At 48.6% G+C, this 26,749-nt stretch carries 12 protein-coding genes and 2 pseudogenes; 10 read left to right on the forward strand and 4 right to left on the reverse strand.

The genetic code is table 11. The annotated features are described in order from the left end of the window. The first annotated feature begins 46 nt into the window (after positions 1–46). Together OTK50_RS16290 and OTK50_RS16295 are read left to right on the forward strand one after the other, a co-directional pair. The gene (locus tag OTK50_RS16290) at positions 47–1,177 is read left to right on the forward strand and encodes a DEAD/DEAH box helicase (RefSeq protein WP_032872449.1); all 1,131 of its coding nucleotides are present in this window, start codon (positions 47–49) and stop codon (positions 1,175–1,177) included. A gap of 70 nt (positions 1,178–1,247) precedes the next feature. Continuing rightward, positions 1,248–1,693, forward strand: a pseudogene (locus tag OTK50_RS16295) (GNAT family N-acetyltransferase). A 52-nt stretch (positions 1,694–1,745) separates the two neighbouring features. Here OTK50_RS16295 and OTK50_RS16300 read toward each other — a convergent pair. After that, positions 1,746–2,765: an NADP-dependent oxidoreductase gene (locus tag OTK50_RS16300; RefSeq protein WP_021495142.1), complete on the reverse strand. Its 1,020-nt coding sequence runs from the start codon at positions 2,763–2,765 to the stop codon at positions 1,746–1,748. 128 nt (positions 2,766–2,893) lie between these two features. Beyond that, complete coding sequence (locus OTK50_RS16305; RefSeq protein WP_007610002.1) at positions 2,894–3,244, reverse strand: DUF3212 family protein; 351 nt, start codon at positions 3,242–3,244, stop codon at positions 2,894–2,896. Between the two features lie 191 nt (positions 3,245–3,435). Here OTK50_RS16305 and OTK50_RS16310 point away from each other — a divergent pair, with 191 nt between their 5' ends. The 6 genes from OTK50_RS16310 (at position 3,436) to OTK50_RS16335 (ending at position 16,120) form a co-directional block, all read left to right on the forward strand. Continuing rightward, entirely contained in the window at positions 3,436–3,783 is a 348-nt protein-coding gene (locus OTK50_RS16310) for a general stress protein (protein ID WP_003155650.1), read from the forward strand. Between the two features lie 164 nt (positions 3,784–3,947). Further along, complete coding sequence (locus OTK50_RS16315; RefSeq protein ID WP_224224096.1) at positions 3,948–5,213, forward strand: pectate lyase family protein; 1,266 nt, start codon at positions 3,948–3,950, stop codon at positions 5,211–5,213. 124 nt (positions 5,214–5,337) lie between these two features. Continuing rightward, positions 5,338–6,774 carry an anion permease gene (locus OTK50_RS16320; protein WP_007408966.1) on the forward strand — a complete coding sequence of 479 codons (1,437 nt, stop codon included), beginning with the start codon at positions 5,338–5,340 and terminating at the stop codon, positions 6,772–6,774. Between the two features lie 105 nt (positions 6,775–6,879). Next, on the forward strand, positions 6,880–7,578 hold the full coding sequence (locus OTK50_RS16325; RefSeq protein ID WP_094031576.1) for a hypothetical protein: 699 nt from the start codon (positions 6,880–6,882) through the stop codon (positions 7,576–7,578). Between the two features lie 114 nt (positions 7,579–7,692). Next, positions 7,693–13,716: an NTTRR-F1 domain gene (locus OTK50_RS16330; RefSeq protein WP_099320039.1), complete on the forward strand. Its 6,024-nt coding sequence runs from the start codon at positions 7,693–7,695 to the stop codon at positions 13,714–13,716. A gap of 178 nt (positions 13,717–13,894) precedes the next feature. Beyond that, positions 13,895–16,120, forward strand: a complete 2,226-nt coding sequence (locus OTK50_RS16335) for an exosporium glycoprotein BclB-related protein (RefSeq protein WP_191974095.1) — start codon at positions 13,895–13,897, stop codon at positions 16,118–16,120. A 154-nt stretch (positions 16,121–16,274) separates the two neighbouring features. Here OTK50_RS16335 and OTK50_RS16340 read toward each other — a convergent pair whose 3' ends face one another. Both OTK50_RS16340 and OTK50_RS16345 read right to left on the reverse strand, forming a co-directional pair. Beyond that, the gene (locus OTK50_RS16340) at positions 16,275–17,354 is read right to left on the reverse strand and encodes a sensor histidine kinase (protein ID WP_227749532.1); all 1,080 of its coding nucleotides are present in this window, start codon (positions 17,352–17,354) and stop codon (positions 16,275–16,277) included. Between the two features lie 72 nt (positions 17,355–17,426). Next, a pseudogene (locus tag OTK50_RS16345) lies at positions 17,427–19,310 on the reverse strand (ATP-binding protein); the annotation flags it as partial. Between the two features lie 234 nt (positions 19,311–19,544). On the opposite strand from OTK50_RS16345, the gene OTK50_RS16350 reads away from it, so the two are divergent. Together OTK50_RS16350 and OTK50_RS16355 are read left to right on the forward strand one after the other, a co-directional pair. Then, complete coding sequence (locus tag OTK50_RS16350) at positions 19,545–20,621, forward strand: response regulator (RefSeq protein WP_266121962.1); 1,077 nt, start codon at positions 19,545–19,547, stop codon at positions 20,619–20,621. 179 nt (positions 20,622–20,800) lie between these two features. Continuing rightward, complete coding sequence (locus OTK50_RS16355) at positions 20,801–26,704, forward strand: SpaA isopeptide-forming pilin-related protein (RefSeq protein ID WP_266121963.1); 5,904 nt, start codon at positions 20,801–20,803, stop codon at positions 26,702–26,704. Positions 26,705–26,749: the final 45 nt, after the last annotated feature.

Genomic DNA, 26,749 nt, shown 5'->3' on the forward strand with positions numbered 1-26,749 from the left:
CATTTGAGATACTATGGAGTAGATTTTAAGAATTGAGGAGAACGACATGACCCAAACATGGCCATTTTTACAGCATACACAACCATTTATCGCCGAAAACTGGGAGGCCTCAGGTTTTCAGGAGCCGACCGTTATTCAGGAAAAAGCCGCTCAGGTGATCATGGAAGGGAAAGACGTCATTGCCGAATCCCCGACGGGAACGGGAAAAACATTGGCGTACACGCTTCCGGTTCTGGAGCGGATCAACCCGGAACAGAAACATCCGCAAGTGATCATTTTAGCGCCGTCCCGCGAGCTTGTGATGCAGATTTTTCAAGTGATTCAGGATTGGAAAAAAGGCTCCGATCTTCGCGCTTTGTCTTTGATCGGCGGAGCAAACGTGAAAAAGCAGGTAGAGAAGCTCAAAAATAAACCGCATATCATTGCGGGCACACCGGGCAGGGTGCTCGAATTGATTCAGGCGAAAAAGCTGAAAATGCATGAAGTCAAGACGATCGTTCTTGATGAAGCGGATCAGCTCGTGACAAAGGAACACCGCGAAACGATGAAAAAAATCATTAAAACGACGCTGAAAGACCGACAGCTTTTAAGCTTTTCCGCTACGCTGCAGCCGGAAACAGAACAGGTGCTGAATACCATCGCGCACGAACCGGCCGTTTTGAAAGTGGAGCGGAATACGGCGGAAAAAGCGCGCGTCACACATCAATATCTCGTCTGCGATCAGCGGGATAAAGTAAAGCTATTGCAAAAGCTGTCACGGCTGAACGGCATGCAGGCGCTCGTGTTCGTCAGAGATATCGGAAATTTAAGCGTCTATGCGGAAAAACTTGCCTATCATCACGTGGACCTCGGCATCCTGCACGGAGAAGCGAAAAAAATGGAGCGGGCAAAGATATTATCAGCGTTTGAACGGGGAGAATTTCCGCTGCTTCTGGCGACTGACATTGCGGCGCGCGGACTCGATATCGATGATCTTCCGTACGTCATTCACGCGGACATCCCGAATGAAGACGGATATATCCACAGATCCGGCCGGACGGGGCGGGCCGGTAAAGAAGGAACCGTACTCAGCCTTGTCACGCCGATGGAAGAATCCAAATTGAAAAAAATGGCCAAATCACTCGGAATTGAGCTGAAAGAGGCCGTTTATTCAGGCGGAAAATTATCTGAGAAATAAGAAACGGAGGGCGGGAAGCCCTTCTTTTTTATTGTAAAATAACGGAAAAGGTTCAGGCGGGGGCGGGAAGATGGTTTCAATAGACAGATTTCAAATATTGAAGGTGCGTGAGCTGAAAATCCTTGAACACTGGTTTAAGAACGATAACATCAGACGGAGAATGGATGCGATGCTGCCATTAGACGCGTGGTATGCACGATTGAGTAAAGATGAAGACGATACTGTCATTATGGCACATGACGGGCAGCTTCCGGCAGGCATGGTCTCTATAGAGTTTGTGGAGGAGCGGGCGTATATCGGATTGATCGTCAATCCTTTGTACCAGCTTCAAGGGTACGGAAAACAGATCTTGCAAAAACTGCTGACTGATTCTGGGTTTACGGCGTGCGGGAATGGGCGGCAAGCATCGAAAAAGACAATCAAATCAGTTTAGCCTGCTTTCAAGCAGCGGGATTCACTTTGGAAGATACGGAGCCTGATGAAGACGGCTTTCTTACTTTGATTCTTCGCGGCTGATCCGAAAAAAAGAAAAGGAGGGGACAAAGCCCTCCTTTTTTTCATCATCATGTTAACTTAGATCACTCACTTTGATGATCTGTTTGCCTTTGTTTTCTCCTTTAAACAGGCCGAGGAACGCGTCAGGAATATTGCTGAATCCTTCCGTAATCGTTTCTTCATAATGAAGCTTTCCGTCCTTAAGCCATTCGGCCAATTGTTTCGCGCCTTCGGAAAAGCGGTCAGCATAATCACTGACGATGAATCCCTGCATCAGCGCTTTTGTTTTGATCAGCTTCGGCTGGACGCGGGGGCCCATGTCTTCTTCTTCACTTTCGGTATTGTACGATGAGATCGCTCCGCATACCGGAATGCGGGCAAATTCATTCAGCAGGTTTATCACCGCATCTGAAATCGGTCCGCCGACATTGTCAAAATAGACATCGACACCGTCAGGACATGCCTGTTCCAACGCTTTTTGAATATCATCCGCCGTTTTGTAATTAATGGCTTCATCAAATTGAAGCTCCTCTTTCAAATACGCGATTTTTTCATCAGATCCGGCGATGCCGACAACCCGTGCGCCTTTGATTTTGGCAATCTGTCCGACTGTTGAGCCGACGGCGCCCGCCGCGCCTGAAACGACGACGGTTTCGCCTTTTTTCGGACGGCCGATATCGAGCAGCCCGAAGTAAGCGGTCAGTCCGGTCATCCCTAAAATGCCGAGATACGCCTGGGCGGGTGCGATATCCGTATCCAACTTGCGGAGGGCGGACTCATTGACGGCTGAATATTCCTGCCACGCGAGATTTCCGATCACAACATCTCCTTTTTTCAGCTTATCGCCGTCTGTCAGAACCTCGGCAATCACTCCGCCTGTTATGGCTTCATCTAAAGCGAACGGCTCTACATATGATTTTGTATCCTGCATCCGTCCGCGCATGTACGGATCAACGGACACATAACTCGTTTTCACAAGCACTTCGCCGTCTTTCGGTTCGGGAACGGCAATCGTTTCAAAGCGGAAATCGTCATGGGCGGGAACGCCTTTGGGGCGTCTTGCCAATTGAATTTGCTGCTGATTATTCGGCATACTGAATCCTCCTTCAAGATAAGTGGTTGTTCCAAATGTAACACGAACCATTTCCCGATTACAAAATCAAACCGTCAGCGGTCATAAAAAAAGAAGGGCCCAGGGCCCTTCTTTCCTTATATGCATATTTAATAGAATAACCGGTACACATCGGTGTTTTTCTCATGTTCCAAATATTCATAGGCATTCGTTTTTGAAGAATGAAGCATGTCAGCGGTAACGACGGGCTGAAGCGCGGTCAGATAAGAACCCAGCCTATTTTCAATTTCTTTCGGCAGAACGGATTCGATATCACCGATATTGATAATGATAGAGAAAACGAAATCGATATTAATATGAAAAGTATCTTCAGCAAAGGCCGTAAGCTCTTTTATTCCATCCGGGCAGCGGGTATGCCGGCGGAATACCTGCTTCACTAAATCACTGACAACCCAAGCGTTAAATCGCTGTTCCGGTGAAAAGTAATGAATAGGAACCACCTCCCTGCTTAATCGGCTCATGAAGATTTTTATTTTTCTGATAAATGTAGCTTTCTCTACTGTAACATGTCCCGCCAGAAAATATCCACCGACAACCTGCCCGTTTTTTCACGGAACTCTCTTTCTTTTGTTTGATCCTTGATTGAGCGGGTAAACATCAAATATACAAAAACAAAAGGGAGGACTTATCAATGAAACCGGTAGTAAGAGAATATACAAATGATCAAAAACTGATGCAGGACGTAAAAGAGCTTCAGCAGCTGGGTGTTGCAAAAGAGGACGTATATGTGCTTTCACATGATGACGACAGAACGGATCGCCTGGCCGATAATACTGATGTCAATACCATCGGAGCGAAAGAAACGGGCATTAAACACGCGGTCGGCAATATGTTTAATAAAAAAGGCGACGAGCTCCGCAACAAAATTCACGAAATCGGCTTTTCAGAAGAGGAAGCGTCACAATTTGAAAAGCGCTTAGATGAAGGAAAAGTTCTTCTGTTTGTCACGGATAATGAAAAAGTGAAATCATGGGCGTAAGCTGAACAGATCCCAAGGGGTTTTCGGTCCCTTGGGATTTTTTTGCGGTTTCCGCAATAAAACCGAAAGGCACATTCTGTACATTTTCGGTGCTGTTTCTCAACTGATTTGATACAATTCGATTGTAATAAATTGGAATCAAAAAATCAGGAGGAGCACAATTCATGAAAAAAATGTTATTTATGCTGGCGGTTTGTTTATGTATGATCCCTGCGGACGTCTATGCCGCTGATCTGGGACGGCAGACGTTAGGAACAAATGACGGCTGGGGAGCCGCTTCCGGCGGGACAACCGGCGGCGCGAAAGCCTCTTCATCGAATGTATACACCGTATCAAACAGACAGCAGCTCGTTTCCGCATTAGGGGGAAGCGCCAACAGCACGCCGAAGATTATTTACATACAAGGCACAATCAATATGAATACGGACGACCGCAATAAAACACTCGGCTTTAATGATTATAAAGATCCGGCATATGATCTCAACGCTTATCTGAAGGCGTACGACCCGGACAAATGGGGGAAAAAAGCGCCGTCAGGCACCCAGGAAGACGCCAGACAGCGATCGCAAAAAAACCAGAAGGCACGGGTCGTAATTGACATTCCTTCAAATACGACGATCATCGGTTCGGGTTCAAATGCCAAAGTGACAGGCGGAAGTTTTAATATAAAGAACGGCGTCGACAATGTCATCATCCGCAACATTGAATTTCAAGACGCTTACGACTATTTTCCGCAATGGGACCCGACGGACGGCAGCAGCGGCAACTGGAACTCGGAATATGACAATATCACCATTAACGGCGCGACGCACATCTGGATCGATCATTGCACCTTTAATGACGGATCGAATCCCGACAGCGGTTTTCCCTACTATTATGGGAGAAAATATCAGCACCATGACGGCCAGACGGATATAGCCAACGGGGCGAATTATATTACATTGTCCTATAATAAATATCATGACCATGACAAAGGCTCCGTCATCGGAAACAGCGACAGCAAGACGTCGGATGAGGGAAAACTGAAGGTGACCCTTCACCATAACTATTACCAGAACATCGTCCAGCGCGCGCCGCGGGCCCGGTACGGGCAGGTTCATATTTATAATAATTTTTACGCAGGCTCTAAAAGCGCCGCATACCCGTTCAGCTATGCGTGGGGCGCGGGCCACGCGTCGAAAATATATGCCCAGAATAATGTTTTTGAAGTGCCGGGACTGGCTGCTGATAAAGTCATCAGCGTCTTCAGCGGCGGAAAAGCGCTTCATGAAGACGGCACTCTTTTAAACGGCTCCTCCATTAACGCGTCAGCCGCCAACGGATTAAGTCAGTCCGTCGGCTGGACACCGTCATTGCACGGTTCCATCGGCTCATCATCAAATGTAAAATCAGATGTTATATCTAAAGCCGGGTCGGGCATATTAAAATAATAAACAAGAAGCACAAAGGAAAATATTCCTTTGTGTTTTTTAATTAACAAAAACGTTTATTAACTTAGTTAAGTAGTAAAATGGGATAGGGGATGGAAGACAACAAAATAGGAGGAGACCTGTAATGGCTTCAGAAAAAGACGCAAAAAAACAGCAGGCGGTAAAAATTATTCCTTTGCTTATTACCGTTGCTGTGGGATTAATCATTTGGTTTATTCCCGCGCCGTCCGGACTTGAACCTAAAGCATGGCATTTGTTCGCTATTTTTGTCGCAACAATTATCGGCTTTATCTCCAAGCCCTTGCCAATGGGCGCAATTGCAATTTTTGCATTGGCAGTCACCGCGTTAACGGGAACGCTATCTATTGAAAATACGTTAAGCGGATTTGGAAACAAGACAATCTGGCTGATTGTCATCGCCTTTTTTATTTCCCGGGGATTTATCAAAACCGGGCTCGGCGCCAGGATTTCTTACGTATTCGTACAACGGTTCGGGAAGAAAACACTCGGCCTTTCTTATTCACTGCTGTTCAGTGATTTAATTTTATCACCTGCCATTCCGAGCAACACGGCACGGGCGGGCGGCATTATTTTTCCTATTATCAGATCATTATCCGAAACTTTCGGATCAACGCCGGCAGACGGAACAGAGCGGAAAATCGGCGCTTTCTTATTAAAAACCGGTTTTCAAGGAAACTTGATTACGTCTGCGATGTTTTTGACGGCAATGGCGGCGAACCCGCTGATCGCCAAGCTGGCCCACGATGTCGCAGGGGTGGACATCACATGGACAAGCTGGGCAATCGCAGCCATTGTACCGGGATTGGCGAGCTTAATCATTACGCCGCTGGTCATTTATAAGCTGTATCCGCCGGAAATTAAAGAAACACCGGATGCGGCTAAAATCGCAACGGAAAAATTGAAAGAAATGGGTCCGTTTAAAAAATCCGAACTCTCCATGGTCATCGTCTTTTTATTAGTGCTTGCGCTGTGGATTTTCGGAGGAAGCTTAAATATTGACGCAACGACGACGGCCCTGATCGGATTATCCGTTTTGCTTTTGTCACAGGTATTAACATGGGAGGACATCAAAAAAGAACAAGGTGCATGGGATACGCTGACTTGGTTCGCGGCGCTTGTGATGCTGGCGAATTTCCTGAATGAGCTCGGCATGGTGTCTTGGTTCAGCAATATGATGAAATCTTCTGTTTCCGGTTTTTCATGGATTGTGGCATTTATGATTCTGATTGTCGTGTATTATTACACGCATTACTTCTTTGCGAGCGCAACCGCGCATATCAGCGCCATGTATGCGGCATTTCTCGCCGTCATCGTGGCGGCAGGCGCTCCGCCGCTGTTGGCGGCGCTCAGCCTGGCGTTTTTCAGCAACCTTTTCGGTTCGACGACGCATTACGGCTCAGGAGCGGCTCCGGTCTTTTTCGGAGCGGGTTATATATCGCAAAGCAAATGGTGGTCCATCGGCTTTATCCTGTCAATCGTCCATATTGTGACATGGCTTGTGATCGGCGGATTATGGTGGAAAGTATTAGGGTTATGGTAGAAGAAAAAGGCAGACTCAGGTCTGCCTTTTTTTATTTCTGTAAGGAAGGGGAAGGGCCTGCACATGATGACTCCAGTGCGAATAGAATATGGCCGGGGTGATAATATGAGCAGCGGCCGTAATCAATACATGATATTGAAACAGAAACCTTACAAATATATGAGCAGACATATGAAACATCGGTATGAACAATTACCATGTGAACATGAAAGGCCGGAAACAGGGACGGAAAAACGGTTTCCGTCTTCAGATGAAAATCGATCTGCCTTGTGCGTACCCGGGCTGCGAGGTCCCGAAGGCAAAAGAGGACCCGCCGGCTCCCGCGGTCCGCAAGGGGAGGCGGGTCCGCCCGGTCCACCGGGGCCTGAGGGGCCGCCGGGAGCGGTTCCTGCGGTAGCTTTTCAAAATACAGCAGACCAAATGATGATTCCGTTAGAAGGAACACCGATAAACGTGTTAAGCGCAGTGATAGCCGCGCCGACAGATCAATTGGTGAAAACGGATGCCGTCATACAAGTAAATGTGGAATTAGATCCGCTCGCGTCTCATTTCTCATTGGTCTTAGCTGTCGATCTGCAAAGAAATGGCGTATCGATACAAACACAGAGACAAGAGCGGAACCTCTTTTCTTCAGGCGGACAAATCATAGGAATTCCTTTTACGTACATCGACGAAATGAAGGCGGATGAAACAGCCGCGTACCAGCTCTATTTATCCGTCCTTTCTTCGAATTACGTAACACAAGTCGCTGCGGCAAACCGCTCCCTCATTGCGACGGGATTCCCCATTCAAGGATCGGATTAAGGTGATGAAAAGAAATCACCTTTTTTATTTAGATTGTCAAAACACAGCCCGTATTAATATGCTGTCTTAATAAGTAAGACGGTCAACAACGGGAAGGAGAGGGAAAAAGATTGAATGAATAATCCGATTATAAACGGAAGCTTTGAAACCGGCACATTAGCGGGGTGGAGTTCGGCAAATACCCAGATTAACAGTTTGTTTGCACATTCAGGGAGATATTCTGCGCAATTTATTGGAGCTCAGCCATATGCTTACCTCAGTCAAATCGTTCCAATTTCAGCCAAGTCAGTGACTCTATTCGTATCACTCGCAACGCTCGGAAATGAGCCAAGTCCCCAAGTAACTCTCCAGATCATATATGTCAGCGCAGCAGGTGAACAAATCAGTTCCATTCAAGAAAATATTACACCCGGAAATTTGCCGAACGTGCTCTTTCACACATGGTCTGAAATCTATAAAACAAGCAGTGTGCCTTCTGGCGCGGCCTCTGCTGTCATTGTATTAAGTAAGGTTTCTTCCGGCACGGTTTTAATAGACGACGTTTCATTGGCGCAAACCGGGGGTGAACCTGGCGTAACAGGAATTACAGGTCCCACTGGAGTGACGGGCCCCACAGGAGTGACCGGAGCAAGAGGAGCGACCGGAGCAACCGGAGTAACTGGAGCTACCGGCTCGACTGGTGTAACAGGAGCAAGAGGAGCTACCGGAACCACGGGCTCAACCGGAGTGACTGGAGCAAGAGGAGCGACAGGAGTAACTGGTGCAACGGGAGCAACCGGAACTACGGGCTCAACCGGAGTGACTGGAGTAACAGGAACAACTGGAGTGACTGGTGTAACAGGAGCAACAGGTTCAACCGGCTCAACGGGAGCAACCGGATCAACAGGTGCAACTGGAGTGGCTGGGGCAACGGGTGTAACTGGAGAAATCGGTCCAACGGGAGAGACCGGTCCAACCGGAGCAACTGGCACGATTGGCTCAACGGGAGGAACCGGCCCAACAGGAGTAACAGGTGCAACCGGTTCAACAGGAGCGACAGGGTCAACGGGGATAACCGGCTCGACTGGCTCAACCGGTGTAGCAGGGTCAACAGGAGAAACCGGCTCGACTGGTGCAACAGGCCCAACTGGTTCAACAGGAGCAACAGGCTCAACCGGAGAAACTGGTGTGACTGGCCCGATTGGGGTCACGGGAGCAACAGGAGCAACCGGGGCGACGGGGATAACCGGCTCAACTGGAGTAACAGGTCCAACTGGAGTTACTGGCGCAACCGGAGAAACTGGCTCAACAGGAGTGACTGGGGTAACGGGGCCAACAGGATCAACAGGTTCAACCGGACCGACTGGCTTAACGGGAGAAACCGGCCCAACCGGAGTAACGGGTCCAACTGGAGTAACGGGAACAACCGGTGTAACAGGGTCAACAGGAGAAACCGGAGCGACTGGTGTAACAGGGTCAACAGGAATAACCGGTGTAACTGGAGCAACAGGAGAAACCGGTGCAATGGGAGAAACTGGCCCAACGGGAGAGACCGGTCCAACCGGCTCAACAGGATCAACGGGCGCCACTGGCATAACCGGAGCAACTGGTGTGACTGGCCCGACGGGGGTCACGGGATTGACAGGAGTAACAGGGGTAACCGGGGCAACAGGCCCAACGGGTGCAACAGGAGTAACAGGCATAACTGGTGGAACAGGCTCAACCGGAGTAACGGGTCCAACTGGAGTAACCGGAATAACTGGCCCAACCGGAGTAACTGGTCCGACTGGAGTAACCGGTGCAACAGGGATTACTGGCTCAACCGGGGATACCGGAGCTACTGGAGTAACCGGCCCAACAGGCGCAACCGGAGAAACCGGTTCAACCGGCTCGACAGGCGCAACTGGCTCAACAGGTATAACCGGAGAAACAGGCTCAACTGGAGTAACAGGCCCAACGGGAGTAACAGGAGCGACCGGTGCAACTGGATCAACCGGCGCAACGGGTGCCACTGGCATAACCGGAGCAACTGGGGTAGCAGGTCCAATCGGAGTAACGGGGTTCACCGGCGCAACTGGTGTGACTGGCCCGACGGGGGTCACGGGATCGACAGGAGTAACAGGGGTAACCGGGGCGACAGGCCCAACGGGTGCAACAGGAGTAACAGGCATAACTGGTGTAACCGGATCAACAGGGTCAAGCGGAGAAACGGGCCCCACCGGAGTAACAGGGGCGACTGGTGTAACGGGGACAACTGGGGTAACAGGAGAAACCGGAGCGACAGGCACAACTGGCGCAGCAGGTCCAACCGGAGTAACGGGGTTGACAGGAGAAACCGGAGCGACCGGTGTAACTGGTGCAACAGGAATAACCGGAGCAACGGGATCGACAGGTTCAACAGGAACAACGGGAGAAACCGGCTCAACCGGTGCAACTGGTGTAACCGGGGGAACGGGAACAACCGGCTCGACTGGTGCAACAGGACCGACTGGAACAACCGGCCCAACTGGCCCAACTGGGGTAACAGGATCAACCGGTGCAACTGGAGTTACTGGCGCAACCGGAGTAACAGGCTCAACCGGCCCGACTGGTGTAACGGGATCAACTGGTGCGACGGGATTAATTGGAGAAACCGGATCAACAGGAGAAACCGGGGCGACCGGTGTAACTGGGGCAACAGGGATAACCGGCTCAACGGGTGCAACGGGATCGACAGGCACAATCGGTTCAACCGAATCAACCGGCTCAACAGGATCAACGGGCGCCACTGGCATAACCGGAGCAACTGGTGTGACTGGCCCGACGGGGGTCACGGGATCGACAGGAGTAACGGGGGTAACCGGGGCGACAGGCCCAACGGGTGCAACAGGAGTAACAGGCATAACTGGTGTAACCGGAGCAACAGGGTCAACCGGAGTGACTGGAGCAATAGGTGAAACCGGAGCAACGGGAGCCACCGGAGTAACAGGAGTTACTGGCCCGATCGGCACAACAGGATCGACCGGCTCGACTGGCCTAACTGGATCAACAGGAGCAACAGGAGAAACCGGAACCACGGGCTCAACCGGATCAACTGGAGTAACAGGAATAACCGGAGCAACAGGGTCAACTGGTTCAACAGGAGAAACCGGGCCAACGGGAGAGATCGGCCCAACAGGAGCAACCGGGTCAACAGGAACAACCGGCGCAACGGGCGCCACTGGAATAACTGGAACAATCGGCTCGACTGGTGCAACAGGCCCAACTGGTTCAACCGGAGAAACCGGTGCAACAGGGATTACTGGCACAACAGGAGAAACCGGTGCAACTGGAGTAACTGGGGCAACGGGAGAAACTGGCCCAACTGGAGTAACTGGGGCAACGGGAGAAACCGGCCCAGCAGGAGTAACGGGCACAACCGGTGTAACCGGAGCAACGGGAGTGACTGGGGCCACAGGAATAACCGGAGCAACCGGGACAACGGGAGAGATCGGCCCAACTGGAGTAACAGGAGCAACAGGCCCAACTGGTGTGACTGGCCTAACTGGGGCGAGTGGTGTAACTGGTCCAACTGGAGAAAGCGGGTCAACAGGAGAAACCGGATCAACAGGAGTTACTGGCCCGACTGGGGTCACGGGCTCAACTGGTGTAACCGGAGTAACCGGATCGACAGGAGAAACGGGATCAACTGGTGCGACGGGATTAACTGGAGAAACCGGCCCAACTGGAATTACAGGAACAACCGGAGCAACGGGATCGACAGGAGAAACCGGTTCAACAGGAACAACTGGAGAAACCGGCTCAACCGGTGCAACAGGGGCGACTGGAGTAACAGGCTCAACTGGTATAACTGGTTCAACCGGAGCAACTGGTCCAATCGGCCCAACAGGAGAAACCGGTTCAACTGGAGTGACTGGGGTAACTGGTGTAACTGGCGGAACGGGAACAACTGGCTCGACTGGTGCAACAGGCCCAACGGGAGAAACCGGCTCAACCGGAGCAACAGGGCCAATAGGAGTAACCGGTGCAACGGGAGTAACAGGAGCCACCGGATTAACAGGCCCAACCGGCGCAATAGGAGAGACCGGTGTAACAGGAACAACCGGAGCAACGGGATCGACAGGAGCGACTGGGGTAACTGGTGTAACCGGGGGAACGGGAACAACCGGCTCGACTGGTGCAACAGGACCGACTGGATCAACCGGAGAAACCGGCCCAACTGGGGTAACGGGCTCAACAGGAGTGACTGGAGTAACAGGCTCAACAGGAGTAATGGGATCAACGGGAGAAACTGGCCCAACAGGTGCAACCGGAGCGACCGGCCCAACAGGAGTAGCCGGATCGACAGGAGAAACCGGATCAACTGGTGCGACGGGATTAACTGGAGTGACCGGAGTAACAGGTGCAACAGGAGCAACTGGCTCAACGGGAGAAACGGGTCCAACTGGTGTAACAGGCCCAACCGGATCGACAGGAGAAACGGGGTCAACTGGAGTGACTGGGGCAACCGGCCCAGCAGGAGAAACCGGATCAACTGGACCATCAGGAGCAACAGGATCAACAGGAGAAACCGGAACCACGGGCTCAACCGGATCGACTGGAGTAACAGGTCCAACTGGTGTAACTGGTGTAACTGGTTCAACCGGAGAAACTGGTCCAATTGGTGTAACCGGCTCAACCGGCCCAACTGGGGTCACGGGCTCAACTGGGGCAACTGGCTCAACAGGAGAAACGGGAGTAACGGGTCCAACCGGAGTAACCGGGTCGACAGGAATAACAGGAGCAACAGGAATAACCGGAACCACGGGCTCAACCGGCCCAACAGGAGCAACCGGCTCGACTGGTTCAACAGGCCCAACTGGTGTAACCGGCTCAACCGGTGCAACTGGAGTAACTGGAGCAACGGGAGAAACTGGCCCAACAGGAGGAACTGGGTCAACCGGTGCAACAGGGGTAACTGGAGAAATCGGTCCAACCGGAGTAATCGGTGCCACGGGAGAAACCGGCACAACCGGAGTAACAGGCCCAACTGGTATAACCGGAGAAACGGGCTCAACTGGAGTGACTGGGGCAACGGGGATAACAGGAGCGACAGGAGCAACCGGAGTAACAGGGTCAACAGGAGTAACCGGCGTAACGGGATCGACCGGAATAACAGGCGCGACAGGCTTAACCGGTGTGACTGGCCCAACTGGTCCAACGGGAGTGACAGGATCAACCGGATCGACAGGAGTAACCGGTCCAACAGGCACAACCGGAGTGACTGGTGCGACCGGAGAAACAGGATCAACCGGAGCAACGGGTGCATCCGGGGTAACGGGGTCAACCGGATCAACCGGCATAACAGGCCCAACAGGTGTAACTGGTATAACCGGATCAACGGGTGTAACAGGAGTAACCGGCCCAACAGGGTCAACGGGGGTAACTGGAGCCACCGGATCGACAGGCGCAACGGGCCTAACCGGCTCAACTGGATTAACAGGAGCGACAGGATTAACAGGCTCAACCGGCCCAACGGGAGGAACTGGGTTAACTGGTGCAACAGGAGTGACTGGCCCAACAGGTGTAACGGGATTAACAGGCTCAACCGGCGCAACAGGCTCAACAGGAGTAACTGGAGCAACTGGAGAAACAGGCTCAACCGGAGTAACCGGTTCAACGGGAGTGACTGGAGCAACAGGCTCAACCGGCTCGACTGGTGTAACCGGGGCAACAGGAGTAACAGGAGTAACGGGCCCAACTGGAGCAACAGGACCAACCGGCGCCACAGGCAGTACACCAACCTTGCTCTTCACAAGAACCAACGGGCCGCTCACTGTTTATCCGCCGTTAAATACAGAAGTTCCCATTGCTACGCTGGCAATCCCGGTTAACGCTTTGCAGAATGTAAAGCTTGATTATGCACTCAGTGTCGCGCTAACAACTGCAGCCAATTCAAACTTTGTTTTTGAGGTGAGATTATATAGGGGAACAGTACAAATTCATACAAGAACTCTGTCGCGAACTAGTACTACCGCAGCTACGGATAGTTTTTCGATTGCTGATACAACAGTGGATACAGCACAGACCGCAGGAACAAATACGTACCAGCTGAGAGTTATTTTCACAACTGCGAATAATATAACAACAGCGACAGCTCTCAATATCGATTTTAACAGCATTCGTTTCCCGACAACCTAATACAACAGCAGACTGATATTTTAAAGATGAAAGACCTGACTTATGCACAGTTAGGTCTTTTTTCTGTAAATGCTGCATGATGCAGCCTTAAAGAACATTTAAAAATTTGCCCAATAGAAGTGGGGTTTTGCCACACCTTTTTTTATCATGGAAATATTATGAAAATAGAGGTGGTGTAATGAGAAAAGGAGATACTTGGTATAACAGATACGACTCTTGGGATTACGACTGCCGGAATAGTAATGAGTGTTGCTGTCATTTTCAACATAAAAGAAGAAATCAAAGGCGCAGTTATCAAAATCGGGCACATTGCTGTGAAGGATTCTGTTGCGAAAACTCTTGCTGTCATGAAAGATGGTGTCCATGCTGTCATCCAAATCATTTTCATGTAAGAGGATTCACCGGAGCAACGGGGTGCACCGGAGCAACGGGGCTGACCGGAGCAACAGGGCTGACTGGAGCAACGGGATTCACTGGAGCAACGGGGTTTACCGGAGCAACGGGCTCGACTGGGAATACCGGAGCGACTGGGGTAACCGGCGTCACTGGAGATCCCGGCGCCACGGGAGCAACGGGAGTAACGGGCTCGACCGGCGCCACCGGCGCGACTGGAATAACCGGTGCCAACGGGGTAACGGGAGCAATGGGATTAACCGGCGCAACGGGAGTAACAGGCTCGACTGGAATAACCGGTGCCACCGGGGTAACGGGAGCAATGGGATTAACCGGCGCAACGGGAGTAACAGGCTCGACTGGAATAACCGGTGCCACCGGGGTAACGGGAGCAATGGGATTAACCGGAGCAACCGGCGCAACTGGGGTAACGGGAGCCACGGGAGTAACCGGTGCAACTGGGATAACGGGAGCAACTGGGGTAACGGGAGCAACGGGATTAACCGGCGCCACCGGGGTAACGGGGGCAACTGGGGTAACGGGAGCAACTGGGGTAACGGGAGCAACGGGAGTAACAGGCTCAACCGGAGTAACAGGCTCGACTGGAATAACCGGCGCAACCGGGGTAACCGGAGCGACCGGAGTAACCGGCGCAACCGGGGTAACCGGAGCGACCGGAGTAACAGGTGCAACTGGGGTAACGGGAACAACCGGAGTAACAGGCGCAACTGGGATAACGGGAGCGACCGGAGTAACCGGCGCAACTGGAATAATGGGAGCGACCGGAGTAACCGGAGCAACCGGGCTCACCGGAGTAACAGGAGCCACCGGAGCAACCGGGGTAACGGGAGCAACCGGAGATACTGGATCGACTGGGGCAACGGGAGCCACTGGAGTAACGGGAGCAACCGGAGTAACAGGTGCAACTGGGGCAACGGGAGCCACTGGAGTAACGGGAGTAACCGGAGTAACCGGCGCAGCTGGGATAACGGGAGCCACCGGGGCAACAGGAGTAACCGGGATAACGGGAGTAACCGGGCTCACCGGCGCCACCGGGGCAACCGGAGCCACCGGGGTAACGGGAGTAACGGGAGTAACGGGAGTAACGGGAGTAACGGGAGTAACGGGAGTAACCGGCGCAACTGGAGCAACAGGAGTAACGGGAGCCACGGGAGTAACCGGAGATACTGGAGCAACAGGAGTAACCGGAGCGACCGGGGCAACAGGAGTAACAGGAGCAACTGGGGTAACCGGCGCAACAGGAGTAACCGGGGTAACCGGAGCCACCGGGGTAACGGGAGTAACCGGAGATACTGGAGCCACCGGAGTAACGGGAGCCACGGGAGTAACGGGAGCCACAGGGGTAACAGGTTCGACTGGAGCAACCGGAGCCACCGGGATAACGGGAGCCACGGGAGTAACGGGAGCCACAGGGGTAACAGGGTCAACCGGGGTAACTGGAGCAACTGGGATAACAGGAGCCACCGGAGCAGGCGCGATCATTCCCTATGCTTCAGGTCTTCCAACTGCCGTGACGACCATTGCCGGCGGATTAATCGGAACGGTGAGCCTTGTCGGCTTCGGCAATTCTGTGACGGGCGTCAATGTCGGAGGGGGAGGTGCAATTGATCTTACCGGGGCTGGAGGAACTCTGCTGAACTTTGCTTTTTCTGCTCCGAGAAGCGGAACCATTACATCAATTGCCGCCTATTTCAGTACAACCGCAGCATTGTCGCTTGTCGGCTCGACTGTTACGATAACCGCACAATTATACAGTTCCACAGTGCCGAACAATACGTTCACGCCGATCCCCGGAGCATCCGTCACTTTAGCTCCTCCCCTCACCGGCATATTGTCAATCGGCAGCATCAGCAACGGAATCACGACAGGGCTGAACATTGCGGTAACTCCTCAAACCCGGCTGTTAATGGTATTCTCCGCCACTGCGACAGGCCTTTCGCTTATTAATACAGTGGCGGGATATGCAAGCGCGGGAGTTACGATTTCTTAAGTGAAAACGGCCAGACTGGTGCGGATCATCTAAGCTTGGAGAAGATATCACTTTTTCTTCAAGCTTTTTTGTTTTTACGTCTTTTTGGGTAAATAAAGGCTGACGGGAATTCCCCGACAGCCGGCAGAAGTATTTACAAGCCTTCTGAAGTTAATCAGTATCTTAATGAAGACGTTTTTAGTGAGATCAAATCATCCGTTGTGCCGGGAGTGTGAATCATCATCGAAACAGCGGTGCCCTCATCCGGGGTGCTGGTGATCGTCAATTCACTTCCGCAAAAATGCTTCAGCCGCCGATTGATATTTTTCAGGCCGACACTGCGATTAACATCAGAAGACAAAATATCTTTCTGTATGTCCGGCATGATGCCGGTTCCATTATCCTCCACTTTGATAAAATACGTGTTTTCGCTTTGTTTTTTTGCTGTCAGCTTTATCCGTCCGCCGCCTCTTTTCTTACTGATCCCGTGATGAACGGCGTTTTCCACCAATGGCTGTATCATTAAAGGCGGAAGGGGGAAGTCAATGTCCTGTTCAATATCAAAAAGGATATCAATCCGTTTGCCGAAGCGTGTTTTTTCTATAGAAAGATATGACGTAATGATAGAAAGTTCGTTTTTGAATGAGCTGATGTCCGAAGTGTTTTGAAAATCAAAACTCATCCTTAAATAGTTTGTAAATGCAGCAGTCGTTTCCCGTGCTTTTTCAATATCCAAATGGCTGAGCGCGATGATCGTATTTAATACGTTGTAAAGAAAATGAGGCTTAATCTGCGACTGAAGAAATGCCATTTCTAAATTTGTGGCTTGGTGAGCCGTATGCTTCATCAAAATTAAATTTTTAATACGCGCGGTGAATTCAGAGTAATGATAAGGCTTCTGTAAGATGTCGTTTGCTCCGGCATGAAACGCCTTGTATTTGTCATGGCTGATAATGGCTGCCGTAACGATAAGAACCGGCAGATCGACCATGCTGAATCTTTCGCGGATGATTGTGCAGACTTCAAAACCCGTCATGTCGGGCATCATCAAGTCTAATATGACCAAGTCAAGCTTCGAGGAAGAGACAGCTTGAAGCGCCTCTTTTCCGCTTTTTACTGCGATTACGTTATAAGGAACACCTTCCAGCATATCAGTTAAAATTTTCAAACTCTCGATGTTATCGTCGACGATCAGAATCGTCGGAGCATCGATTTTTTCTGAGTGATAAGGCGTGACCAGCGAAATATCCGACATTCTCTGCCCGGGATGTGATTCAGGAAGTTCGGTCTTTGCTTCCGGTAAAGAATCAATTTGAGCGGCGGGTAACGTAAAATGAAAGGCTGATCCTTGCGCCGCCGCTGACTCCGCCCAGATGTCCCCGTTTTGGAGCTTGACGAGCTGTTTCACAATACTTAAACCTAAACCCGTTCCATCTTCTTCCGTCCCTCCCGCTTGCTGAAAAGAATCAAAAATGGTTTCAAGATCAGCCTTAGGAATGCCGCTGCCGGTATCGGCCACCGTGATTTGGATCATTTTGTCATTCAGGCTTTCAGCAGAAAGAATAATGTTCCCCTCGGATGTGTACTTGATTGCGTTTTCAACAAGATTGGTTAAGATTTGACGGAATCGGTTTTCATCTGCAAGCACCAAAGGGAGGCCGTCCGGCACATGATTAAGAATGGCAAGTTTTTTATGTTTGGATAAAAGCCGGTAGAAGTTCATCTCACTGCATATGACGGCATGCACATCGACGGGAACCGGACGAATCTGCAGCATACCCTGCTTCATTTTTTCCAAATCAAGAATATCATTTACGAGATCGGAAAGTCTGTAGCCCATACGGATGATCAGCTGCATATTTTCTTTCTCTTCCTCTATCGTCTTCTTTTTTCTGCCGGCTACAAGGGTTTGGCATATATTAATAATGCTGTTCAGCGGCGTCTTGAATTCGTGTGAAGTTTTGGCGATAAATTCATCTTTCAGTTGGTCGATTTTGACTAATTTCCGTGAGAGGACTTCATTGTCCCGGAAAGCTCCGGCGAATTGCTGCGCCATCAGAAGAACCACCGCCAATAAAGCGATGACTGTCGGCAATGAATAGAGCGAATTAAAAGAAAAAGCCGTTTTGCCGCTGTAAGCTGAAATGGTCGTAAGAATCACAAAAGCGCACATCGAGACGGATGCGAGTGTAAGGTACGTGCTTCCTTTTATTTTTCTTATGGCGGCAATCGTAAAAATATATGTAATATAAAACAGAGTCGTAACGGCAAGCACAGAATGTAAAATGTATGAGAGGTGGTCAATGAAACGTCCGGACATAAAATCAGTGATCAAGATGATCCCGGATACAGCGGTTAAAATGGTGATCGTCGTTTTTGAAACAATTTCTCTGTATGCATAAAAGAGATAAAGAAAAACCGCCATGCTGACAAGCACGGTTGAGATGATACGCAAGGAATTCAGCAATGAAAATGAAATAGACGGAAAGAGGAGAAAGATAATTCTTTCTTTCCCGATCATAAGAATAATGGCAGAAAAAAGCAGACACATCACGGAAAAGAACAATAAATGTTTATCCTTTGTCCGTTGCAGAAAAAAGCCGAGAAAATATAAACCGGTAATGAAAAAAGCCGTAATCATAATGGAATCATTGAAAAAGGAAATTTGATTCTCGCGTATAATTTGTTCTTGAGTCCCAAACGTTATCGGTTTTGCGATCCCCCAGCCGGGAACTTTTCCGAAATTCGAAAAATGCAGGACAAGTTCATTGTCACCCTTGTGAAGCCTGAAAAAGCTGCTGTACGGTTTGTTCTGCGCCTTAAAATCAGCTTTTTCTGTAGGATTGCCGCTCTGTCCAATTAATTTCCCATTAAGATAAAGGCGGTTTGAACTGTAGATATAAGATGTGCTGATCCCCAAAACCTGATTGTCTTCATTTGATCGGATTGTCAGTTTGTACGTCCCGTAATCCACATCGGCCGTTTTTCCGAACAGCTTCACATTGACGGGGACATCAACGAGTACGGGGTTTTTTCCTTTTGCTGAATGAAGCGCCTGCGGTGACAGCATCTGATTTGGATATAGAATCCATTTCCCGTTCAGCTGGACATTTCCATCCTTTTGAAAATCCCACTTTTCCAGATTAATCACGCCCTGTTCCGCTTGAGGGAGGGATGATCCTGAAAAATGATTCAGGACCATAAAAATCATAAAGAAAGCAGCGTAGCCGCAAATAATCGAAATCGAAATAAATTTTTCTTTCACATCATTACTCCTTTATCCCATTCAGGGGCATTCTATTATCTTATGTAATGTATAAATATTGTAATCACAAACGTTATAATACAACAAGAGAAAGAAAAAGAATCCAACTATATAGGGCGTTGGACATGGTATAATTGAAATTATTTTCAGATATATCTATATTGACGGGTGGGATGCGGTTTGAAAGCGTTAATTGTGGATGATGAGGAACTGGCATTGCTTCATTTTAATCGTATGCTTGAGCGGACAAACGCCTTTCAATCTATTATAACGTTTCAAGATCCGGCGGAAGTTCTGGAGCATTCGGAGCTTTCAGCAGCTGATGCGGTGTTTCTTGACATTGAAATGCCCGGGATAAACGGTATTGAGCTTGCTGAATCGATTCAGGAGCTCAATGAAAATATCCAAGTTATTTTTATCACCGCTTATAATGAATTCGCGATCAAAGCGTTTGAATTAAATGCTGTCGATTATCTTTTAAAACCGGTTGACAATGCCCGGCTGCTGACAACTGTTGAGCGAATCCGAATGAATAAAAAACTCAGGACGGCAGAAGAGAATACCGGGACGGATTATGTTATACAATGTTTTGGGAACCTGGACTTTTATCAATCGGTAAATGGTGTCAAAACATACATAACAGTCAAGTGGAGAACATCCAAAGCCCGTGAACTGTATGCATTTTTACTTCTTAATCAAGGTCGCACAGTCAGTAAAGATATGCTGATGGAGATGTTTTGGCCTGCTTATGATATATCAAAAGCAAGCACCCAGCTCTATTCGACAATATATCAGATACGGAAATTAATCGGTCAGCTGCCCTTCAGCCAATCAATAGAAAATACCGATATAGGATACATTCTCCGGCTTTCCGGGGTAAAGATTGATACAGTTGAATGGGAAAAAACATTAAAAGAGGCTCCTCCGCTCAGCGCAGCTGCACTAACCCGGCACATGAACATTGTCATGTCATATGAGAACCATTATCTCATGGAGAATGGCTATCTGTGGGCGGAGCCGGAAAAAGCGCGTCTTGCCCATCAGTGGCTCAGCAAAGCGTACGAACTGATTGGTTTTCTCATCCAAGAGAAGAACGATCATCAAGCGATGGACATTTGCCTGCAGGTTGAGAAAATAGAGCCCGGTGACGATAAAATTATACAATACAAACTGCAGTTATTTAATAAACTGGGAAAGGTAGAAGAGGCGATAAAGGAATACGAACGCTATAAACAATTGAAGGATAAAATCAATTGACGATTGAATGAACGGACCGGCTGATGCCGGTCTTTTTTTGTGCGCTATTTCTGAAATGATCCCATGTACAGAATTTGTATAGGCCGATTTCATACAATGTAGTTTGGTTCGGATAAGGAGATTCCCATGCTTACCGGCTTGTTCGAACGTGAGTCTATATAAAAGGGGAGGAATAAGACTTGGGAGTGAGGAACTTTTCGTTCAGCCCGAAAAAAAGCAAAAGGCTGAGGCCGGCATTGATTTCATGCTTCACGCTGTTTTTCATCTTCAGCCAAGTTGTCAGCTTTACTCCGATCGCAGCCGCTTCCGGATCACAACAAAGCGAGAGCGGGTTCTTTGATTCAGTTGCAGTCAAAGACAGCAGACAGCAGACCGTTGACGGGTCAAAAGGGAGTGAGCCCGCTTTAGCATCGGGAGATAAAGTGACACTGACATACGAATGGTCACTAAAACACAAGGAAGATGCAAGTGACCGGAATATCACCTTAAAGATTCCGGAAAGTTTTACATTAGATAACGATGCCGAAGGTGAGCTGAAATCAGCTGATCGGGTGATCGGTATATATAAAGCTGAAGCAGACAGCAGCACGCTGGAAGTGAAAGTGAACGATGCTGGAGCGGATGCCGGGGATGCCAAAGGCTCCATTACACTGTCGGCGAAGTTTACTCCTGACATAACAGATGAGACGAAAATGGCAAAAGCTCTTTTTCAACTGGATGCCGGCAAGACCCAGCAGGTGTTAATACCTGTGAAGAAAGACGGAACAACGGATTCCGAAACAGAAAAAAACACCTCTTCAACACCTGCTGAACCTCAGGAAAAGACAGAGAAAAAATCAGCATCTGCAGACGGCGGGGAGAAAGCAGAACAGACAACGAAATCAAAACCTTCTGCTAAACGCAGTCAATCAAAAATGGTGGTTTCAAGCAAATCTGCCGCTAAAAGCCTTCAATCAGGCGGAAGCCAGATTACGCAAAATATTTTAACTGATGTGAAATTGACGGATGAAAAAGGAAAAACATATGACAAAAACAACCCTGCGAATACGAACTCTCCGGCAAATATCACCATTCAATGGGCGATTCCGAATGAGCTGGGAAAAACAATAAACGACGGTGATCGATATGAATTTGATCTGCCTAAAGAATTTATCATGCATAATGACATTACGAACCAGCCATTGACCGACGGCGATAGTACGTACGGAACTTTTTCCATTAATACGAGCGGCCATGTCATCATGACGTTTAACGGCGAGGTAAAAGAAGATACTAACGTCAAGGGGTCATTGTATGTAAACACCCAATTCAATCAGAAAGAAATAAAAGGATCCACCACACAAAAGATTAAGTTTCCGGTTAACTCTGATACGCCGGACGTGACGGTTTATTTTAAACCGAATGTCAATAAAACCATTGAGAAATCAGGGTCATTGGATAAAGGTATTAATCCTGGAAAGGTAACGTGGACGGTTGATCTTAATAAAAAGGAAGAAGAAGTTAAACATGCGAAATTGACTGAAAGCCTTCCGGACGAATTGACTTTCCGCTCTGTGAAAGTGTATGAACTTGATGTGAATATTGACGGCTCGGTGAGTCAGGGAAATGAGATAACTTCAGGTTATACTGTTGACGAAAACGGTAATGTCACCTTCGCCGGGACAATTGATTCAGCCTACCGGCTCATATATGACACGGAAATTAAAGATGAGGCAAAGCCGGGTAAAGGCGGAAACATCACGCAGACAAACAAGGCGGCATTCAGCGGAGAAAATGCGGAGCCGATTTCTGCGGAAGCTTCCGTAACAGCGGGTTACGGAAAAATGATAGAAAAATCTTCGACAGGTTATAAAGGAGAAACCCAAACGTTCAGCTGGGCTGTGATGTACAACTACGGTGAGAAAAAGATTGATCAATCCAAAGCCGGCATCAAGGATACGTTCGGATCAGACGATCTGCATCTTGTTCCCGGTTCATTGAAAGTCCTTCCGATTACATTCAGCCAGAACGGCACCGAACAAGAGGGCGCCCCATTAAAAGAGGGTGAGGATTATACGCTGACTGATAACGGGAACGGCTTTGACATAAAATTCAAGCAAACTGTCACAGGAGCATATAAGATCATTTATCAATCTCAAGTCAACGATGGGGTCATTATTGACAGTCCTGTCAAATACACCAATACAGCAATGACAGATACGGGGGACTCAAAGGAAACTCCGGGAACCGCCATTCAGCAGAATCTGATTAAACATTATTCAAACGCAGACTATGAGAAGAAGACGGTTGATTGGACAATCACAGTTAACAAAAACGGTTACACAATGAAAGACTGGACGCTGGATGATCAATTTACCAGCGGAGGCCTGGCGCTCATTGACGATTCATTTCACATGCAAGACACGACTGATAACAAAACGCTGAAAGAAGGAACAGACTATACATTAACAAAAAAATCCGGAAATCAAGGCTTTACAATAGCATTGATCGGGGATTATGCAGAAACAAACAGTCAGTTTAAGATCACGTATAAGACAAAATTCAACGCTGACTTTTCAAACGAACCCATTAAGAATACGGCTGAGTCGACATGGACGGATAAAAACGGCGGCAAACGCACAAATAAGGAATCGAGCGGCTTCACACCGAACAATCAGACGTCCCATAATGGATTCAAAAACGGCTCATACAACGCCGTTTCAAAAGAAATCACATGGAAAGTCGGCATTAATTATAATGGCGAACCTTCAAAAAATCCTTATATAAAAGATACGATCACAGATGGTCAGCAATTTTTGCATGGATCGGTTGCTGTTAAATCGTATACCATCAGCAAAAACGGCTCCATCACTGAAGGAGAGGCGCTGGATCCTTCAAAATATGAAATAGAGGAGCCGTCAGATGGCAACAAAAATACGTTAACCGTACATCTCAAAACAGATGACGCTGTACCATACCTGATTGAATTTAAAACGTCATTAAAAGGCCAGGTCATCAAACAGAATCAATACACAAACAAAGCAGAGTACTTTAATAATGACCACGCAGACCGAACGCTGACGGGTTCAGTTTCCATCGCAAACGGAGGAAACCTGATTTCTAAAGGCGGCAAACAGAACGGAAACAATATCGATTGGAACATCAATGTCAATGCCAGCCAATCGACACTGGATGACGTAAAAGTCAAAGACACACCGGATGAGAATCAAATAATAGATGAAGATTCTTTTAAAGTATATCAAGCAAAATATAATGAGAACGGCGTTATGAAAGACAGCAGCGGAAACCTTATTCCGGGTGATGTGAAGCTTGAAAAAGATAAGGACTATAAACTAGATATAAAAACTGACAATGCCACCGGCGAACAATCATTTGTCCTTACCTTTACAGGCAGCTATAAACAAATCGACCGCGCGTATGTCATACAATATCGTTCTCTCATTAATATTTCCGGCAGCAGCGGTCAGGTCAGCAACAAAGTGTCGATATCAGGGACAAATGTTGAGGAGCAGACCCAAGAGAACAACAGCTCAGTGTTTGTCGCCATTTCAAGCGGCGGCGGCTCAGGATCAGGAGAGAAGGGAAGCCTGACGATATCTAAAACAGGATCAGACGGAACATCTCTTTCAGGAGCCGGCTTTCAATTATGGTCTAAAGACGGCAAGCAGCTGCTGCGTACGGGCACAACAGACGATGCCGGTAAACTTACGTTTGGGAATATCCGTTACGGAACCTATGTACTGAAAGAAATAAAAGCTCCGGACGGCTACACCATCAGCGATGCTTATGTAAACGGGGTCTCCGTTACGATTGACGGCAAATCCTCCGCTGCAGGAGCACTCTATAAAGTCATAAATCAAAAAAATAAGGTGACGCTTATCAAAAAAGACGAAAACAACAAGCCTTTGGCCGGTGCTGTATTTAAGCTTGAGAAAAAATCAAGCGACGGCACCTATACTCTGATAAAAAATAATATTGAAAGCGATAAAAATGGGAAAGTTGAGATCAACGGTTTGCCCGCCGGATACTATCGGCTGATGGAGACGAAAGCCCCATCAGGGTTTATCGTAAACACAAAAGCCATTCACTTCTCAATCGCAAAGAACGAAAAGAATCAAGTACCTGATGTTGAATTGGGATCAATGGTGAATTATCAAGGAAAAGCCGCATTAACGAAGAAAGATGCAGACGGCGGGAATCTTGAAGGCGCAGTTTTCAAAATCGTCGACAGTGATGGAAAAACGGTTCAGAAAGATCTGGTTTCAGATAAGGATGGAAAAATAGAAACATCCGGCCTTGCACCCGGTCATTACGCCTTCATCGAAACGAAAGCGCCCAACGGATATGTGTTAAATACGGAGAAAGTGGAGTTTACCATCTCAGAAACAGCGGAAGGAAAGCCGGAGTCAACTGACGCAGGAACGGCCGTCAACTATAAAGGCTCTGTCCGGCTGACGAAGGAAGATGCGGAAGGCCGAAACCTTGAAGGCGCAGTCTTCAAAATCGTCGACAGTGATGGAAAAACGGTTAAAGAAGATCTGGTTTCAGATAAGGACGGAAAAGTAGAAACATCCGGCCTTGCACCCGGTCATTACGCCTTCATCGAAACGAAAGCGCCCAACGGTTATGTGTTAAATACGGAGAAAGTGGAGTTTACCATCTCAGAATCGGCGGAAGGAAAGCCGGAGTCAACTGACGCAGGAACGGCCGTCAACTATAAAGGCTCTGTCCGGCTGACGAAGGTAGATGCGGAAGGCAAGAAGCTTGAAGGTGCAGTCTTCAAAATCGTCGACAGTGATGGAAAAACGGTTAAAGAAGATCTGGTTTCAGATAAGGACGGAAAAGTAGAAACATCCGGTCTTGCACCGGGTCATTACGCCTTCATCGAAACGAAAGCGCCCGACGGCTATGTGTTAAATACGGAGAAAAAAGAGTTTACCATCTCAGAAACAGCGGAAGGAAAGCCGAAGCCGTCTGACGCAGGAACGGCCGTCAACTATAAAGGCTCTGTCCAGCTGATCAAGAAGGATCAAGACGGAAACGTTTTAGACGGTGCAGTATTTAAAATCATTGACAGTGATGGAAAAACCGTAAGAGACGATCTGATGACAAAAGAAGGCGGCAAAATTGACGCCGGCGGTTTGGCGCCCGGAAACTATCAATTTGTTGAAACAAAAGCGCCGGATGGTTATCTGCTGTCAACAACCCCTGTGCCGTTTACGATTAAGGCTGAGAACAGCGGAAAACCGAATCAGGCTGCCCTGACTGCAGTTAACATCAAGAACAGCGTTGTTCTCACAAAATTGGATCAAGGTGACAAACGGAAAGTCCTGCAAGGTGCGAAGTTTAATCTGACAGATGCAAACGGCAAAGTACTGACAGAGGGTCTGACGACAGATGAGCACGGACAAATTATTGTACGGGGACTGAAAGCGGGCGAATATCAATTTATCGAAACAAAAGCGCCCGAACTTTACAGTTTGGATCAAACGCCAATATCATTCAAGATCACAAATACCGACATAAAACCAGTCGAAATCAGTGCGGAGAATACACTGACGCCTGGTGATGTCACACTGACAAAAGTGGATCATGACGATAAAAATAAGGTGCTGGAAGGTGCTGAATTCAAGATCACGGATTCTGCCGGACATCCGGTAAACACCGGCGGCAAAGAACGGCCGGCGGTATGGAAGACGGATCAAAAGGGCCGGTTTACGGTGAAAGGATTAGCGCCCGGGCAGTATCGATTTATCGAAACAAAAGCGCCTGACGGCTATCAGCTGAACGAAAAACCAATTGAATTCACAATTGAAAAAGGACAGTTAAAAGCCGTTGAGGTCGTCGTTTCTAATAAGAAATTAAAAAATCCCGCACCTGGGAAAGACACACCGAATCATCAAACGAATCAAGGCGGGCATCATCCTGATACCAATGGTAAAACCAATCATTCGGATACAGGCAAAAACCTGCCGAAAACCGGTGATACGGACGGTATGATGCCGGTCACGGCCGGTATTCTGCTGCTATTAGCCGGCGGAGCCGCGGCTGTTGTATCAAGAAAGAAAGCAAGGAATAGATAGACGTTATCGCACCTGATCATGTAAGAATCGATCAGGTGCTTTTTT

Source organism: Bacillus sp. NEAU-CP5, from assembly GCF_026420705.1.
GTDB lineage: Bacteria > Bacillota > Bacilli > Bacillales > Bacillaceae > Bacillus > Bacillus velezensis.

What these genes read in the sequence shown, in the direction of transcription:
- OTK50_RS16310 (WP_003155650.1), top strand. Translation starts at nt 3,436, where the DNA reads ATGAAACCGGTAGTAAGAGAATATACAAATGATCAAAAACTGATGCAG.
- OTK50_RS16300 (WP_021495142.1), bottom strand. Translation starts at nt 2,765, where the DNA reads ATGCCGAATAATCAGCAGCAAATTCAATTGGCAAGACGCCCCAAAGGC.
- OTK50_RS16330 (WP_099320039.1), top strand. Translation starts at nt 7,693, where the DNA reads ATGAATAATCCGATTATAAACGGAAGCTTTGAAACCGGCACATTAGCG.
- OTK50_RS16340 (WP_227749532.1), bottom strand. Translation starts at nt 17,354, where the DNA reads ATGTCGGATATTTCGCTGGTCACGCCTTATCACTCAGAAAAAATCGAT.
- OTK50_RS16335 (WP_191974095.1), top strand. Translation starts at nt 13,895, where the DNA reads ATGAGAAAAGGAGATACTTGGTATAACAGATACGACTCTTGGGATTAC.
- OTK50_RS16320 (WP_007408966.1), top strand. Translation starts at nt 5,338, where the DNA reads ATGGCTTCAGAAAAAGACGCAAAAAAACAGCAGGCGGTAAAAATTATT.
- OTK50_RS16290 (WP_032872449.1), top strand. Translation starts at nt 47, where the DNA reads ATGACCCAAACATGGCCATTTTTACAGCATACACAACCATTTATCGCC.
- OTK50_RS16325 (WP_094031576.1), top strand. Translation starts at nt 6,880, where the DNA reads ATGAGCAGCGGCCGTAATCAATACATGATATTGAAACAGAAACCTTAC.
- OTK50_RS16315 (WP_224224096.1), top strand. Translation starts at nt 3,948, where the DNA reads ATGAAAAAAATGTTATTTATGCTGGCGGTTTGTTTATGTATGATCCCT.